Source organism: Halobacillus alkaliphilus (assembly GCF_900113125.1).
Classification (GTDB): domain Bacteria; phylum Bacillota; class Bacilli; order Bacillales; family Halobacillaceae; genus Halobacillus; species Halobacillus alkaliphilus.
This window is the reverse complement of the sequence record NZ_FOOG01000034.1, coordinates 1-16,183: the sequence shown is the minus strand read 5'-3', so window position 1 is coordinate 16,183 and position 16,183 is coordinate 1. Positions and strand designations below refer to the sequence as shown.

Annotated in this window: 13 protein-coding genes; 10 read left to right on the top strand and 3 right to left on the bottom strand. The window is 42.1% G+C overall.

What is annotated here, in order from left to right:
• Positions 1-221: hypothetical protein (locus BMZ06_RS20970; protein WP_217646826.1), on the top strand; the 221-nt coding region annotated here is incomplete at its 5' end.
• A gap of 422 nt (positions 222-643) precedes the next feature.
• Here the strand turns inward: BMZ06_RS20970 and BMZ06_RS15545 are convergent.
• Genes BMZ06_RS15545 through BMZ06_RS15535 form a run of 3 tightly spaced genes read right to left on the bottom strand, consistent with a single transcriptional unit; the run spans position 644 to position 2,238 of the window.
• Positions 644-1,363 (bottom strand): hypothetical protein, encoded by a 720-nt coding sequence (locus BMZ06_RS15545; protein WP_089753317.1) that lies wholly within the window; start codon positions 1,361-1,363, stop codon positions 644-646.
• Positions 1,360-1,806 (bottom strand): DUF948 domain-containing protein, encoded by a 447-nt coding sequence (locus tag BMZ06_RS15540; RefSeq protein WP_089753315.1) that lies wholly within the window; start codon positions 1,804-1,806, stop codon positions 1,360-1,362. The genes BMZ06_RS15545 and BMZ06_RS15540 overlap by 4 nt, the downstream gene beginning before the upstream one ends.
• Before the next feature lie 18 nt (positions 1,807-1,824).
• Positions 1,825-2,238: a DUF948 domain-containing protein gene (locus BMZ06_RS15535; RefSeq protein WP_089753313.1), complete on the bottom strand. Its 414-nt coding sequence runs from the start codon at positions 2,236-2,238 to the stop codon at positions 1,825-1,827.
• A gap of 423 nt (positions 2,239-2,661) precedes the next feature.
• Between BMZ06_RS15535 and glgB the strand changes: the two genes are divergently transcribed.
• The 9 genes from glgB (at position 2,662) to BMZ06_RS15490 (ending at position 15,681) form a co-directional block, all read left to right on the top strand.
• Positions 2,662-4,581, top strand: coding sequence for a 1,4-alpha-glucan branching protein GlgB (gene glgB / locus BMZ06_RS15530; RefSeq protein WP_089753311.1), 1,920 nt, complete (start codon positions 2,662-2,664; stop codon positions 4,579-4,581).
• On the top strand, positions 4,571-5,731 hold the full coding sequence (locus tag BMZ06_RS15525; protein WP_089753310.1) for a glucose-1-phosphate adenylyltransferase: 1,161 nt from the start codon (positions 4,571-4,573) through the stop codon (positions 5,729-5,731). Before glgB ends, BMZ06_RS15525 begins: the two co-directional genes overlap by 11 nt.
• 12 nt (positions 5,732-5,743) lie before the next feature.
• On the top strand, positions 5,744-6,850 hold the full coding sequence (gene glgD / locus BMZ06_RS15520) for a glucose-1-phosphate adenylyltransferase subunit GlgD (protein ID WP_089753307.1): 1,107 nt from the start codon (positions 5,744-5,746) through the stop codon (positions 6,848-6,850).
• A 115-nt stretch (positions 6,851-6,965) separates the two neighbouring features.
• Complete coding sequence (gene glgA / locus BMZ06_RS15515; RefSeq protein WP_089753305.1) at positions 6,966-8,396, top strand: glycogen synthase GlgA; 1,431 nt, start codon at positions 6,966-6,968, stop codon at positions 8,394-8,396.
• 35 nt (positions 8,397-8,431) lie between these two features.
• Positions 8,432-10,870, top strand: a complete 2,439-nt coding sequence (locus BMZ06_RS15510; protein WP_089753364.1) for a glycogen/starch/alpha-glucan phosphorylase — start codon at positions 8,432-8,434, stop codon at positions 10,868-10,870.
• Between the two features lie 19 nt (positions 10,871-10,889).
• Positions 10,890-12,809 (top strand): glycoside hydrolase family 13 protein, encoded by a 1,920-nt coding sequence (locus BMZ06_RS15505; RefSeq protein WP_089753303.1) that lies wholly within the window; start codon positions 10,890-10,892, stop codon positions 12,807-12,809.
• Positions 12,810-12,825: 16 nt separating this feature from the next.
• Positions 12,826-13,200 (top strand): PH domain-containing protein, encoded by a 375-nt coding sequence (locus BMZ06_RS15500; protein ID WP_089753301.1) that lies wholly within the window; start codon positions 12,826-12,828, stop codon positions 13,198-13,200.
• 245 nt (positions 13,201-13,445) lie between these two features.
• Complete coding sequence (gene rpoN, locus BMZ06_RS15495) at positions 13,446-14,732, top strand: RNA polymerase factor sigma-54 (protein ID WP_089753299.1); 1,287 nt, start codon at positions 13,446-13,448, stop codon at positions 14,730-14,732.
• A 112-nt stretch (positions 14,733-14,844) separates the two neighbouring features.
• Positions 14,845-15,681 carry a YihY/virulence factor BrkB family protein gene (locus tag BMZ06_RS15490; RefSeq protein ID WP_089753298.1) on the top strand — a complete coding sequence of 279 codons (837 nt, stop codon included), beginning with the start codon at positions 14,845-14,847 and terminating at the stop codon, positions 15,679-15,681.
• Positions 15,682-16,183 lie beyond the last annotated feature (502 nt).

Here is a 16,183-nt window from a genome sequence, read left to right as displayed (position 1 = left end):
ACTGTAAGACTCGAATTCGAGATAAATTGGGTCCGTTACTCTATGTGGAAGAGGGCTGGTGGGGAAATAACTCGTCTTGTTCCATCACCAGACATTCGAGCCATAAGCCGTTCATCAACGGATTGAAAAACCGCCATCCTTTTGATGCTCGGCTTATGCTGGTCGTGTCTTTCGGGGTGATTCCACATTTATACACTTTCCTATGGCCCTACACGACGTAGGGTCGATCGACGTTGCCACAGGACGTGGCGATCTTAGTCGATCCTCCTTTTACCATCAGCTTCCTCGCTCGTTTCACTCCCTGCGGGATCTCACCTAGTCCCTTCTCCCATGGGAGTCTCGTCATTTCCCCACCAGCCCAACTTTATTAGGAAGAACGGACCCTTCGGAAAGAGAGTGTCCTCTCCTCCTTAACCTGCCTGAAATACTTATATAACAGACTATCTCGCATCGTTCAGCTTGAATAAAGAAAATACGCCCGTGTGATTATTTTTCTTCAAGTAACGGGAGCTTAAGCTTAAAATCAACACTGAAGTTTAACAAAGCCTTTTAGCAGGAAGGATCAGAGCTCGGAAACTCCGGGATAAGTGTATGTAATAAATAAAGACTCTACTAATTCAATAGTAGAGTCTTTATAGTCTGTTTATCGAGTTTTGTTTACACTTACTACATTGTCTTCCTTCTCAGAAGAAGCAGCTGCTTCTTCTTCAGACTCAGTTAATTCTTCTTTAGCTTCTTTGGCTTTGCTTCCTGCTTCCTGCAGGTCCTCTCCAGCGTCTTTCGCTGTGGAGATGATTTCTTCGGACTCTTCTTTAATATCCTGTACTTTATCAGTAATCTCTTTACCTTGATTGTTGAAGACTTCCTGAATCGTTGAAATCGCTTCGTTTGTAATGTTTACTACTCGTTTTACGCGAGTCATAATGTCGTCTTTTTTACCTGATGGATCTTCTTTTACTTCAGAAGCAAATCCGGTTACAGAATCTTTCGTGGAGCGGGAACCTTCTTTCAGACGCTGTCTTTCTTGAGGATCCTTAATTAGAATAAAAGCTCCACCGATAACGGCGCCTGTAATAATTGCAAGTGGAAGCTTTTTGCCTCCGCGTTTAGATTGGTTTTGAGTTTGATTCGTTTGATTATTTTCCATGTGTGATTTCCCCTTTGTATTTGTTTTAGCTTTTCTTTGCAGTTCTTCTCTGGCTGCCTGCATGTTCTTATACTTCTCTTTGCCGGTTTCTACAAAATTTTCCTTCTTGCGTTCAAACTTCATTTTATAAACAGAGGGACTTTTCTTAAGTGATTGAGCACTTGCACCACTTAAGATCCCTACTGATAAACCAGTTAGCCAGTCTTTTTTGCTCATGATTGACCTCCTGCACTTGCAGATTTTAATTCTTTACGTTTTTGCGTTAAATAGTAGGTAAGAGCAAGCGCACCGTAAATACCGCGCCAGCCTTCTTCGTTGATTTTCTGTTCGCCTTCGTGTGTACTTTCCTTCATGGAATGAGTCATATCCACCAGAGAGGATGTGAGCTTCCTGGATGATTCTCCGATATCTCCGATGATATAGAATAGAGGGCTCAAGGCACGAATCTTCTCATTCACATCTGCTAGTGTATCATTACTGTTGTTAAGGACACTCGATGTTTCTTTCATAACAGAATCCAATTGTTCCGGCAGTTGATCGACCGTCTTGCGAACTCCTCCAAGCACATTGGCTAAATTATTCAATGCTTTAATTAAAAATATGGAGACAATTGCAAAAGCTATTCCTATGATAAGTACGCCAATTCCTAAATAGTCCATTGTGTAAGCCTCGCTTTCCTATTTTCTTTGGGTTCTTTTCCATTTCATATACAGATTGAGAGCTGCATCGCCCCATCGCATGGCTTGAGCCACTTGGTCGTTTCTTTTATTGGATGCATGAGCGACACTTTCACTCATCCCCTGTAAGGATTGATTCACATTCCCAACTGTTGAACCGACGTTTTGTAAGGAGCTTACCAATCCGTTCAATGATTGGGTCTTATTTTCAAAGTCTGCTGCAATGTTGTTTGTTTTCTTTAATAAGCTTTCTGATTCCGTCGTAATCCCCTGCATCTGACCTTCTACTTTTTCCAAAGTAGTAGAGACGCTCGACATTGTACTTGATGCTGCTTTCAATGTCTTCACCACAAATATGGCAATTAAAGCAAAGGAGATTGCGATAATCAGTAAACTGATCCCTGCTAATGACATAACCACTCACCTCTTAATTTGTTTACTCTGTCTTTACCACTAAATAATTTTCGTGAAACCAATTTATTATCATAAACTTTATTACAAAAATATTAATACAATTGGTTTGTTGGTAATATCCTCCACCTCAGGTCATCCATTTATTGTAAAATTAAAAATGGAGGTTTTTACCGGTTATTATAGTGGAATAGATGGAGTAAAACATTGTAAGCGTTTACTGTTCAAGCTTGTTTGATATACTAGTGTCATATCGATCAATTTTTACGTTATTAGACAAAAATCGACAAAACTTTTCAGAAAATTTTTATTAAATTCAATTGTAAAAGCTAATCTTGGATTTTATGATAAGAACATAGCGGAAATTAGCATGATTTCTCGTTTTAGAGAACAAACTATATTTCTAATCGATAGAGGAGTGATGGTGTGGCCAATGAAACAACGTTAGAACACGATATCTACTTATTTCATCAAGGAAATCTTCGATATAGTTATCAGCTTCTTGGAGCCCACCCGGATGTTCAGGACGGAGTAGAAGGAATTCGTTTTGCAGTCTGGGCCCCCAATGCCGTACAGGTAAGTGTGGTAGGTATATTTAATGATTGGGATGGAAGACAGAATCCCATGGAAAAAGTGAACGAGAATGGGATATGGCTTGCCTTTATTCCGAACCTTGAAAAAGGGACTATCTATAAATATGAAATTTTGACGGCTCATGGACATCTTCGTTTAAAAGCTGATCCTTACGCTTTTTCCAGCGAATTGCGCCCCGATACGGCTTCCGTTGTCTATCCTCTTGATAACTATACGTGGAATGATAGTGAATGGATGAATGAAAGAAAAGCTAAAAACATCTATGAATCTCCTGTATCCATCTACGAGCTTCATTTAGGTTCATGGAAATACATCGAACCTGAAGTTTACTACAACTATCGTGAATATGCAGATATGGTTATACCTTATGTTAAGGATCTCGGCTATACACATATTGAACTCCTTCCAATTATGGAACACCCCTTTGACCGTTCCTGGGGCTATCAGACAACTGGTTATTTTGCGGTGACCTCCCGCTACGGATCACCGGATGATTTTAAATATTTTGTCGATCAATGTCACCAGCATGGGCTCGGAGTCATTCTTGACTGGGTTCCCGGTCACTTTTGTAAAGACGAGCACGGCTTAAGACGTTTTGACGGGGAAGCCCTCTATGAATATCAGAACCCGAGTAAAGCGGAGAAGACGCAGTGGGGTACGTTAACTTTTGATTTTGGCAGAAGCGAAGTACACAGCTTTTTAATATCTAACGCGATTTACTGGTTAAAGGAATACCATCTCGATGGCCTGCGTGTCGACGCTGTAGCGAGCATGCTGTATTTAGACTTTGGTAAGAACGAAGGGGAATGGGAGCTGAATGAATATGGAGGCCGTGAAAATATCGAAGCGGTTTCTTTCATTAAGAAGATGAATGAGGCTGTATTTGAAGAGGTTCCAGATACACTGATGATGGCAGAAGAGTCGACTTCGTGGCCATTAGTCAGCTCTCCTACTTATATTGGGGGACTTGGCTTTAACTATAAATGGAATATGGGCTGGATGAATGACATGCTCAAATATATGGAGACAGACCCTATTCATCGTAAGTACAACCATAACCTCATTACATTCTCATTGTTCTATGCTTTCTCAGAGAATTTCGTACTACCGATTTCCCATGATGAAGTTGTCCATGGAAAGAAATCGTTACTAAATAAGATGCCGGGCGACTATTGGCAGAAATTCGCAAACTTAAGAGCTTTCTTAGGGTTCATGTATGCCCATCCTGGTAAGAAGTTATTATTCATGGGAGGTGAGTTTGGTCAGTTCGATGAATGGAAAGACCTTGAAGATCTTGATTGGGAGCTCCTGGAGTATGACTCTCACTCTGCCATTAAGGACTACATGAAAGAGCTTCATAAACTCTATCTAGATTCTGCTCCTTTGTGGGAACTTGATCACAAAGAAGAAGGGTTCTCATGGATTGATGCTCAGAATTACGATCAAAGCATTGTATCATTCGCAAGGAACAGCCGTACATCAAATGATCAATTAATCATCGTTTGCAACTTCACTCCTCAGGTTTATCACGATTACAAAGTAGGAGTGCCGAAACATGGCTCATACCAAGAAATATTCTCAAGTGATGCGGAACGCTTCGGAGGTTCGGGTCAGGTCAATGGAGGGCCGCTCGGAACAATTCCCGAACCTTGGCAAGGCCAAGATCAACATATCACCATGACAATCCCGCCGCTCGGTGTGAGCTTCTTGAAGAGAACTTCAGTATCCAAGGAGGAAAATCATGAAAAATAAAGAATGTGTAGCTATGCTGTTAGCTGGAGGTCAAGGAACACGTTTAAAATCACTTACTAAAAAAATTGCCAAGCCTGCGGTGTATTTTGGCGGGAAATATAGAATTATCGATTTTCCTTTAAGTAACTGCACGAACTCAAGGATTGATACAGTCGGGGTGCTGACTCAGTACGAGCCTCTTGTTTTAAATGATTATATTGGTATTGGTGCTCCGTGGGATCTCGACCGTAAATATGGCGGTGTATCCGTGCTTCCTCCGTTTATGCAGGCAGAAGGAGGAGGCTGGTATGAAGGGACAGCCAACGCCATTTACAGAAACCTGGAATTCCTGAAGCAATACGATCCGGAGCATGTGCTTATTCTTTCCGGTGACCACATTTATAAAATGGATTACAGTGATATGCTCGATTATCATGAATCTACCGGTGCTGACGCCACCATTTCTGTACTGGAAGTGCCGTGGGAAGATGCCAGCCGCTTCGGCATTATGAACACAGAAGAAAATGGCAGAATTGATGAGTTTGATGAGAAACCAGAATTTCCAAAGAGTAACCTCGCCTCTATGGGCGTGTACATTTTCCGATGGGACGTGTTGAAGCAGTATCTGATGGATGATGCGGAAAAAGAAGATTCTTCCCATGACTTCGGAAAAGATATTATACCGGCTCTTCTTAAAGATGATAAGAAGTTAATGGCTTACACCTTTGACGGTTACTGGAAGGACGTTGGTACCGTTGACAGTTTATGGGAAGCCAATATGGATTTGCTTCAGCCTAAACCGGAACTTAATTTGAATGATCATACATGGAGAATTTATTCCAAAAATCCAAATCAGCCTCCCCAGTATATTGCACCTTCTGCCACAGTCAGGAACGCACTGATTAATGAAGGCTGCCGCATTTATGGAACGATTGATACTTCCGTTATCTTTTATGGGGTGCATGTTGACGAATCCTCCGTTGTGAAGGATTCCGTAGTCATGCCTGATGTGAAGATCGGTAAAAATGTGAAAATTAATCGCGCTATCATTGCAAAAGGAAGCGTTATTGAGGACGGGGCAGTGATTGGTGATCCTGACCCAGACAGTGAGATTACGCTTGTAGCAGAAGAAGGCAGCGTCATGGCATCAAGCTATGCAGCTAATAGTTAAGAGGAGGATTCTATGGATCAAATAGCAGGAATTATAAACTTAGATCATGAACAAGATTTATTGGATGAACTAACCTACTTCCGGTGCGGGGCTGCGGTTCCATTTGCCGGACGATACCGAATGATAGATTTTACGATTTCCAACATGACGAATTCGCGCATTGAATCAGTAGCCGTATTCGCCCGTCGCAAATACAGATCTCTAATGGACCACCTTGAACAGGGGAAAGCCTGGGATCTTGACCGTAAGCGCGGAGGTCTTTTCATCCTTCCGCCTGACTGGAATGATCCAACTGATATCTCCAGAGGGGATCTGCAGCATTTTCATAACAATATAGACTTCCTAAGACGTACACTTGCAGAATATATTCTAGTCTCAGGCTCCCAGCATATCTGTAACATTAATTTTCAGGATGTGCTTAAAGAGCATAAGGATGTAAATGCAGATGTTACGGTCATTTATAAAAAAGTGGATGAGCTTTATCCAGAGCATCAAATGGCTCATAAACTGGATATTGATGAAGAGAATCGCGTCACTTCCGTTAACAATGATCATACAAATACAAACGTTTATATGGATATGTATTTGATCAAAAAAGATTATTTGTATGAATTAGTTGAAGAGTGTATTGCTCATGGCTGCTCGCACTTCTTCCTCGATGGGATTAAAGCCAAGATTCCAAATCTTCATGTTCATGCTTATGAATACGAGGGTGTTCATGCTCTGGTAAATTCTGTGGAAAGCTATTACCGTGCCAGTGCTAAGCTGCTTGACGTAGACGAGCGTGACGAATTATTTAGAGATGAAGCACCGATCTTAACGAAGGTTAAGAATGAGGCACCTGCTAAGTATGCCGCATCTTCAAATGTTAATAATACTTTAGTAGCCAATGGGTGTATTATAGAAGGACATGTGGAAGACAGTATTCTGTTCCGTGGCGTCAAGGTAGGCGAAGGTGCAGTGATTAAGAATTCAATCATTATGCAGCGCTGTGAAATTGAAAGTAATGCGGTCCTGGAAAATGTGATTCTGGATAAAGATTGCAGCATTTCCGAAAGCCGTACATTAATTGGTGCCCCAGAAAAACCATTTGTTTTGCCTAAACGAAAAACAATGTAGAAATTCATAAAAAGGGCTGTCTGAACCAATTTATTCTGACAGCCCTTTTCATCATCTTTGCTAGTTTATCGGTCATAATAAGTGATGTAGTGAACAAATAAAGGAGTGAACCACAATGAACGTATTGATGATTGGATCGGAATGCACCCCATTTATAAAAACTGGGGGACTGGCAGATGTGTTAGGGTCTCTCCCTCAATCCCTTAGAGAACAAGGAACAGATGTGAGAGTGGTGCTGCCGAAGTATGAGAATATGGATGACCATTGGAAAATGCAGCTGACTCATCTCGACGAACTGAACGTTCAAATGGGCTGGCGGAACCAATATGCAGGAGTTGAATATATAGAATACGAAGGTGTACCTGTATATTTTATTGATAATGAATATTATTTTAAACGTTCGAACTTGTATGGATATGATGATGAGGCCGAACGATTTGTCTTTTTCAATCGCGCGATCATGGAAATGGTAAATGCGCTGGACTGGCGTCCTGACGTTCTGCACTGCCACGACTGGCAAAGTGGGCTGATTCCTGCCTTGTTACATACCCACTATAAGGATGTGGAAAAGTTTCAGGGTATGAAAACGGTCTTTACCATCCATAACCTGAAATACCAGGGTGTTTTTGCCCGCTCAGTAGCCTATGACTTAATGGACTACGACGAGAATATGATGACAGAAGACACGTTCGAATTTTACGGTGACGTCAATTTTATGAAAGGCGCACTTAATTTCGCAGATTTTATTACAACCGTTAGTGAAACTTATGCAAAAGAGATTCAAACGCCTTATTTCGGGGAAAACCTAGACGGAGTATTAAGAAAGCGTTCCAATGAATTAGTCGGTATAGTCAATGGAATTAATGAAGAAAATTATAACCCTATGAATGACGAAGCTCTTGCTTTTCCTTTTCGCAGTTCACTGATACAGAAAACTCAGAACAAGTTATGGCTTCAGGAGCAGTTAGGTTTACCAGTGAGGGAGGATGTACCTATGATTGGCATCGTTTCCAGACTGGTTGAACAAAAAGGATTTGATCTCGTTGGCCATGTGATTGACGATCTACTATCCGAAGAGGATGTACAGATCGTGTTACTGGGTACAGGAGAACATCAATATGAGCAGATGTTTCAATGGGCGCAGGACCGGCATCCTGACAAAGTTTCTGCCAATATTACATTTTCGGAACCTCTTTCCCGTCAAATTTATGCGGCAAGCGACATGTTCTTAATGCCGTCCAGATTTGAGCCTTGTGGTATCGGACAATTAATTGCATTACGTTACCTGACAGCTCCTATTGTCCGGGAAACAGGCGGTTTAGCTGATACGGTTCATCCTTTTGTAGAGGGTACGGGAGAAGGGAACGGCTTTACCTTTGAGAATTACAACGCCCACGACATGCTTTATACGATCAGAAGAGCCATCGAAATCTATCATGTCCCGGTTTCTTGGGAGAAATTAGTCAATAATATTAGCAAGAGCAAGTTCACATGGGAGACCTCTGCTAATGAGTACATGGATTTGTATAAATCGATGCTCCAGTAGCAGGCGGGATGAGAGGAGACGATAAGGTGACTTTAATGTTCAGCGATAAAGAAGAGTTTAAGGAAGCGTTTAAAGCAAAGCTTGAGACAAAACTTGGGAAAAAGGCAGAAGAAGCCACAGAGCGCGATGCTTACAAAGCCTTAGGTGCATTAGTCCAGGAAAGAATCAGCAGAAATTGGGTTAAAACGAATCAGGATTACAGGACGAATAAGAATAAGCAGGTCTATTACTTTTCTATGGAATTTTTAATGGGGCGTCTGCTTGGAAATAATTTACTTAACCTGAAGATGTTATCTCTCGTAGAAGAAGGACTCGACGATTTAGGCCTGAATCTGACCAATCTTGAGGAGAAGGAACATGATGCGGGGCTTGGAAATGGCGGATTAGGCCGTTTGGCAGCCTGCTTCTTAGATTCACTGGCTTCCTTGGAATTAGCTGGACATGGATATGGTATCCGGTACAGATATGGAATGTTCGAGCAGCACATTATTGACGGCCAGCAGGTTGAACTTCCAGATCACTGGCTATCTCAGGATTTCATATGGGAAGTTCGACGACCTGAAGAAGCGGTGGAAGTCCGGTTTGGCGGTAACGTCGAAGCGGTGAAAAATGAATCTGGTCCTCTTCACTTCGAATATAAAAATTATGAACAGGTTCAGGCGGTACCTTATGATGTTCCGATCGCAGGCTATAACAATGATACAGTCAATACGCTGAGGTTATGGTCGGCTGAGCCAATCGTGGAGAACACGTTAAGAAAAGCCGAAATCGAAAATAATTCTGCTTCCTTTTTGGATTATAAGCGGGAGCTTGAGTCTATTTCTTCCTTCCTGTACCCGGATGATTCGACGGATGAAGGAAAGAGGCTGCGACTAAAGCAGGAATACTTCCTAGTGTCTGCGGGGGTTCAGTCTGTCATACGCTCATTTGAACGTCTGGATCTGCCTTGGACGTCTTTCCCGGATAAAGCTGCTCTTCATATCAACGATACACACCCTGCCCTTGTCATTCCTGAATTAATGCGCATTTTAATGGACGAAAAAGGTTTAGGATGGGAAGAAGCCTGGGATCTTACGCAATCATCTGTTTCTTATACTAACCATACAACACTCAGTGAAGCCCTGGAGTCCTGGCCGGTCGATATGGTCCGCTCTCTACTCCCTCGCATCTTTATGATTATCGATGAGATTAATGAGCGCTTCTGCCAGGATTTATGGCGCACGTATCCTGGAGATTTTGACAGGATTGCCGATCTTGCCATTGTGGCTGACGGGCAGGTTAAAATGGCTCATTTATCTATCGTCGGAAGTCATAGCGTGAACGGAGTAGCCAAACTCCATACGGAAATATTAAAAAAACGGGAAATGAAGCGTTTTTATGATACTTTTCCTGAGCGCTTCAATAATAAAACGAACGGCATTACTCATAGAAGATGGCTGATGCATGCTAATAAACCTTTGACTTCTGCCATCACTGAAGCCATTGGCGACAGCTGGATTGAGCAGCCTAAACGATTAGAAGATCTTTTGAATAAACAGGATGATCACGCATTCTTAGATCGTTTACATGAGATTAAACAGGACAATAAACAAAACCTGGTTGATTGGGTACAAGAGACACAGGGGATCGCCGTGGATCCCGCCTCGATATTTGATGTCCACATTAAAAGGCTTCATGGCTATAAACGCCAGCTGCTGAACGCACTCCACATTATGCATTTATACAATGAGATTAAATCCGACCCTGCGTTGGATATTGTGCCTAGAACCTTTTTCTTCGGCGCAAAGGCAGCTTCAAGCTATCATTTTGCTAAAAAGGTGATACAGCTGATTAATCGAATCGCGCATGTCGTCAACAATGACCGTGATGTGAAAGATAAAATTAAAGTAGTCTTCTTACCAAACTATTCCGTATCAATTGCTGAGCGCGTCATTCCAGCCAGTAATGTCAGTGAACAAATTTCAACGGCCAGTAAGGAAGCTTCCGGAACAGGAAATATGAAGTTCATGATGAATGGAGCGTTAACGGTTGGAACTATGGATGGAGCCAATGTGGAAATCCATGATCTGGTCGGAGACGATAACATTTATACGTTCGGAATGAGTTCAGAAGAGGTATTAGAGTATTACCGTAATGGAAACTATTCCTCTAGAGAAATCTATGAAAATGACTCAAGAGTAAGACACACCTTAGACCAGTTGGTGCACTACAGTCCTTTTTCAAAGGGAGAAACCGATTTTCAGGAAATATACGATGCACTGCTTACCTACAACGACGAGTTCTTTGTACTAAAAGATTTTGCAAGCTATCTCTTTACTCAGCAAAAAGTGAGCCGTGATTATCTGAATCAGAGAGAATGGAACAAGAAGAGCTTAATCAACATTGCAAAATCCGGGAAATTCTCAAGTGATCGGACGATCGAAGAGTATGCTACTGATATTTGGCAGATTCAGCGCACGCGAATGCTAAAGTGAGGTCTTAGGGGGAGTTTATGTGAAACACAAGGACATTTATCATAATAGTTTTGACTTAACCTATAGAGAACCTTTTGGTGCAGCACCAAAAGGTTCCAAGGTATCATTATCCATTGACATTCATAATCGGTTTGAAGTCTCTCATGTCATTCTTCATTACATTCTTGATAAAACCGATACGGAAAAAACGAAAAAGTTGGATTTGTACAGCGAAGAGCATCAGTTCGATTCGTATGAAACAACAATTACAATGCCGGGTGAACCTCAGTTAATCTGGTACTTTTTCGAAGTTATTTTGACGGATCATACCTTGTTTTACGGCCGGGAAAACATCTTTGAAAGCGGGGAAGGTACCATTTATGACCATGTACCTCCTTCCTGGCAAATTACGGTGTATAATCCTGAATACCAGACACCTGACTGGTGGAAAAATGCCACCATGTATCAAATCTTTCCAGACCGATTCTTTGCAGCTGGCGATATTGACCCGACTAAAGCTCCCAAAACAAGCTTGATTCATGCGCATTGGGAAAATGATCCTTTCTATATCCGAAATGAACGAGGAGAGGTTGTACGCTGGGACTTTTTCGGAGGCAATTTACAGGGAATTCAGGAAAAGTTAGACTATATTGCTTCTCTTGGTGTTACAGTTATCTATTTGAATCCGATCTTTGAAGCGGAAAGTAACCACCGGTATGACACTGGTGATTATCATAAAATTGATCGTCTGCTCGGAACCAAGGAAGAATTTGAGCAGTTAATTAAGGAAGCTGCTGACCGGGGCATAGAAATCATGCTCGACGGTGTGTTCAGTCATACAGGCAGTAACAGTATTTATTTCAATAGAGAGAATCAATATGACTCTTTAGGAGCCTATCAGTCGAAGGAATCACCGTATTACACCTGGTACACGTTCCATCACTATCCAGATGACTATGATGCCTGGTGGGGAGTAGGGACACTTCCAACGCTTAATAAAGAAAACGAAGACTACCAAAGCTTTCTTGTAGATGATGAGAACAGTGTCATCCAATCGTGGCAAAGATCTGGGGTGAAGCACTGGCGTCTGGATGTTGCCGATGAGCTGACAGACGATCTGATTAAGAAGCTTTACCAGCAATTGAAAAAAGAGGACAAATCCAGCGTTCTTCTAGGGGAAGTATGGGAAGATGCTTCAAATAAAAGTTCGTACGGAAACCGCAGAGACTATTTTCTTGGAGGCGTGCTGGACTCGGTTATGAACTATCCGCTTCGAAGAATTATGCTCGACTTCATGAAAGGTGAAGTAGATGCTTTCTTCGTGAACCGTCGATTGACTACGCTCAATGAGCACTATCCACAGCAATATTTTTATGCGTTAATGAACATGCTTTCGAGTCATGATGTGGAGCGGATTATCACGATGCTGCACGACTATCTGCCGGACGATATGGATGAGGAAGACCGGGTAAACATTAACCGCGCCCAGGTAAAAGCCCTCAGCTTATGGCTCTATGCATTCCCCGGCATCCCTTCACTTTATTACGGAGATGAAGCCGGAGTGGACGGGGGAGCTGACCCGGACAACCGTAAGCCTTATCCATGGGGCAACGAGGAGCAGGATTTGTTAAAGTGGTATAAACAAATTGGAAAGTGGCGAAAAGAGCACCCTGTGCTGCGTACCGGTCATTGGAAACCGCATGATCTGCATGAAGATTTATTCGGCTTTGAAAGGTGGATTGACAATGGAGTAGATGCCTTTGGACATGAGGCACATGATGAACATATGGTCTATCTATTTAACCGGAATCATGCAGAGAAGCGCACGGCCCATATTCCGATCCGCAAAGGAAAATGGCAGGCGCTGCAAAATAAAAAGCGCATCTTCAGTTCAAAGAAAGGAAATCTTTCTATTGAATTAAATCCCAGCGAATGTATTCTGCTGAGATTTATGCAGTAAGAGAGGAGTGAAGACGATGGGTTTTTTTGATGAATTAATGGGAAATGCGAGTGAAGCGAATATTGAAAAGCTGGAGGAACAGCTGGATGATATTCTAGTAGACTATGAAGAAATTGAAAGCGGCTTTAAAGTACTTCGGGACTTATTTGTTTTTACCGATAGACGCTTACTGCTCGTAGATAAACAAGGGATGACAGGAAAGAAAGTGGAGTACCACTCCATCCCTTATAAAAGTATTACGCACTTCAGCGTAGAAACTGCTGGAAGTTTTGACTTAGATTCAGAATTGAAAATCTGGATTTCAGGATCCAGTGAACCGATCGGGAAGCTTTTCAAAAAGAACAGCCCGATTGAGGGTGTGCAGAAAACGTTAGCTTCTCACGTTCTTTAAAGAATTGTTTCACGTGGAACATTTACAAAAGATTTTTCTCTGGCCGGTACACATGTACCGGCTTTTTAATTTGACTGGTGTAGAGGCATGCTGGAGAAATCTCTTCAACCTATGCCAGGATGACCTTGTATCTTTAGGGTTATTTTTTTGTTTTGCCGCTTCTTGAAAATCCTTGTATTTTCCTGCAATATTATAGGAAAGACTTATATAATTGAAAGCGTTATCATATCGAGGAGGATACTGGTGTGAATCTTAATTTGACCCAGACTCAGACCGTTGGATTAGTAATGACCCCGGAGATACGTCAAGCCATTTCCTTACTGCAGTACTCTACAACCGATTTGTGGGAATATTTAGAGGAGCAGGCTTTAGAAAACCCCGTTCTTACCATAGATGAAATATCGGCCAACTATAACCGAGCAGGTGGTGAAATTAATAAAACCGCGCCTTCTAACCCGGTCGAATACTTTGCTGCCCGGGAAAAAGGGTGGAGAGAAAAACTGGTTGATCAAGTAAATTGGCTGGAAGTAGAAGAAGATTTAAAAGAAATCAGCCAGTTCTTACTGCTCAATTTAGATGAACAAGGCTATCTTCGAATATCGATCGAAGAGATTATTGGTCATCTATCCTTTTCGAAGAAGAAAATAGAGCATGCTCTTATGCTCATTAAAGAGATAGAACCGTGTGGTTTAGGATGCTTTACTATGAAGGAATATCTCCTCTACCAACTAAACAAGAAGTACCCAGAAGACCAGTGGCTGTATGACATCGTTTCTAATCATCTGAACGACCTGGCCGAGAGACGGTGGAGCAGGGTCGCGAAACAGGTGGGTGTTTCTACCGGCCGGATCCAGAGTGTTTTTGCTGTACTGAAAACGCTGCAGCCCCATCCATTAACCGGAATTTTTGGAGAGACAACCTCCTATTTAACTCCTGATTTAATGGTAAAGAAAGAGCAGGGCACATATAAATTGACCTACATCCCATCGATTGCCTCTTCAGTCAGAATGGATCCTTCCATTGCGGACTTATCTGTCGGCTCCCCACAGGCTCAACCTTATGTAGATAATTGTTATAAACAAGCATCGTGGCTGATCAGAAGTTTGGAGCAAAGAAAGGAAACCATCTTGAAAGTGGCCGAAGTCATCATTGAAAAGCAGAACACTTTTTTAGAGGGCGGATCTCTACGGCCCATGACACTTAAGGAAGTTGCAAAGAAAATTGACATGCACGAATCAACGGTGAGTCGTGCTGTAGCTAATAAAGCGATTCAAACTCCAAGAGGCGTGTATGAGCTTAAATTTTTCTTTAGTTCTGCACTTAGCAAAGATCAAGAAGAGACCGTATCAGCAAGTCACGTCAAATTACTCATAAAAGATATTATTGATGAAGAAGATAAAAAGCGGCCGGTGTCTGATCAGAAACTGGCTGATCAACTTAAAAACGACAGCGAGATCACGATTTCCAGACGAACCGTAGCTAAATACCGAGAAGCGATGGGAATTCTGTCTTCTTCCAAAAGGAAAGAATAAATCCTTCTTCTAATCTTCCATTTTTCCCCTTACCCCGAATTTATAAGGTTAATAATCTTCCAGAAAGGGGAAAGGACACTAAAAGGATGGTTAGACAGGAGGATTATTTTTTATGAAAAAGTTAGTCAGTTACGTAAAAGAACTCGTCCACGAGTTTCAAAAAGATAATATTCCGATATTGGGTGCTGCCCAGGCTTATTATTACCTACTCGCCATAGTTCCTATGATTATTTTACTGCTCTCGATTCTTCCTTATATGAACATAGAAGCAGAAACCGCCATTAATGCTCTTGGTAAGGTTATTCCTAGTGACACGGCAGAAGTATTTCGTGAAAATATTATCAGTATTGTCGAGCAGCCTAAAGGCGGGCTCTTAACCGTTGGTATTCTCGGTACGTTGTGGTCGGCTTCCAATGGAGTGAACGCGTTCATCCAGTCGGCTAACCAGGCTTACAACGTAGAAGAAACTCGTTCGTTTATTAAAGTAAGGTTGTTATCCATTGTATTAACACTTGGCATGATTTTAGCGATTGTAGTGGCACTCGTTCTTCCTGTTTTCGGCGATGTATTAATCAATTCTATTAATAATGCCGTTAACTTGCCCGACCAGACTGTTATTCTCTTTCAGTTATTAAGATGGGTTATTAGTGTATTAGTTATTGGAGCAATCTTAATGGCTTTATACCATTTCGCCCCGAACAAAAACATACCATTTAAGCATATTCTTCCTGGAGCCATTATTACGGCTGCATTGTGGCAGTTAATCTCTCTTGCGTTTTCTTTCTATGTTAGTAATTTCGCCAACTATTCAGCTACGTATGGAAGTCTCGGAGGTATCATTATATTAATGCTGTGGTTCTTCTTAACCGGTATTATTTTAATGGTCGGTGCTGAAATCAATGTGATTTATCACCGCCGTCGTGATGATCGCAACCGCAAAGCCGCATAAATAGAAAAGACCAGTCCGCTCAAAAGGAACTGGTCTTTTTTGTTGGTCTTGTTAATTTTAATGTTGATAGTACGTAAGAAGCTTATTAAACAATAGGGCCGGATTGTTGAAGACTCAGTTTCAAGATATTGGGTGGAAAAAGGGACTCCAGGGAACGGCTCGCTTTCCGCGGGCATGCGCTGAGTCTCCTCAGGCTGGCGCCTTCCGGGGCCTCACCTGTCATGTTCATCCCGCAGGAGTCTTCGCCGTTCCCTTCCGCCCCTTTGCGATCATGGAGCGCTCGAAATTCTCTGCATAAACGCGTTCCAATGAACCAGGATCATCTATGATCCATAGTGGTTTTTACTACGTGTGTTTACGTGTAGGAACCCTGTACTATAAGGATTTGAGGCAGGTGCAGCATGGTTCCTTTCTGCTATAGCAGGGTCCGTTCGCAGCATTATAGTTGGGGTGGTGGGGAAATGGCGAGACTCCCATGGGAGAAGGGACTAGGTGAGATCCC

Bases quoted from the DNA above. Each gene is read 5' to 3' on its own strand.
- BMZ06_RS15545 (WP_089753317.1), bottom strand. From the start codon at position 1,363: ATGAGCAAAAAAGACTGGCTAACTGGTTTATCAGTAGGGATCTTAAGT.
- BMZ06_RS15540 (WP_089753315.1), bottom strand. From the start codon at position 1,806: ATGGACTATTTAGGAATTGGCGTACTTATCATAGGAATAGCTTTTGCA.
- BMZ06_RS15535 (WP_089753313.1), bottom strand. From the start codon at position 2,238: ATGTCATTAGCAGGGATCAGTTTACTGATTATCGCAATCTCCTTTGCT.
- BMZ06_RS15525 (WP_089753310.1), top strand. From the start codon at position 4,571: ATGAAAAATAAAGAATGTGTAGCTATGCTGTTAGCTGGAGGTCAAGGA.
- glgD (WP_089753307.1), top strand. From the start codon at position 5,744: ATGGATCAAATAGCAGGAATTATAAACTTAGATCATGAACAAGATTTA.
- glgA (WP_089753305.1), top strand. From the start codon at position 6,966: ATGAACGTATTGATGATTGGATCGGAATGCACCCCATTTATAAAAACT.
- BMZ06_RS15510 (WP_089753364.1), top strand. From the start codon at position 8,432: ATGTTCAGCGATAAAGAAGAGTTTAAGGAAGCGTTTAAAGCAAAGCTT.
- BMZ06_RS15500 (WP_089753301.1), top strand. From the start codon at position 12,826: ATGGGTTTTTTTGATGAATTAATGGGAAATGCGAGTGAAGCGAATATT.
- BMZ06_RS15490 (WP_089753298.1), top strand. From the start codon at position 14,845: ATGAAAAAGTTAGTCAGTTACGTAAAAGAACTCGTCCACGAGTTTCAA.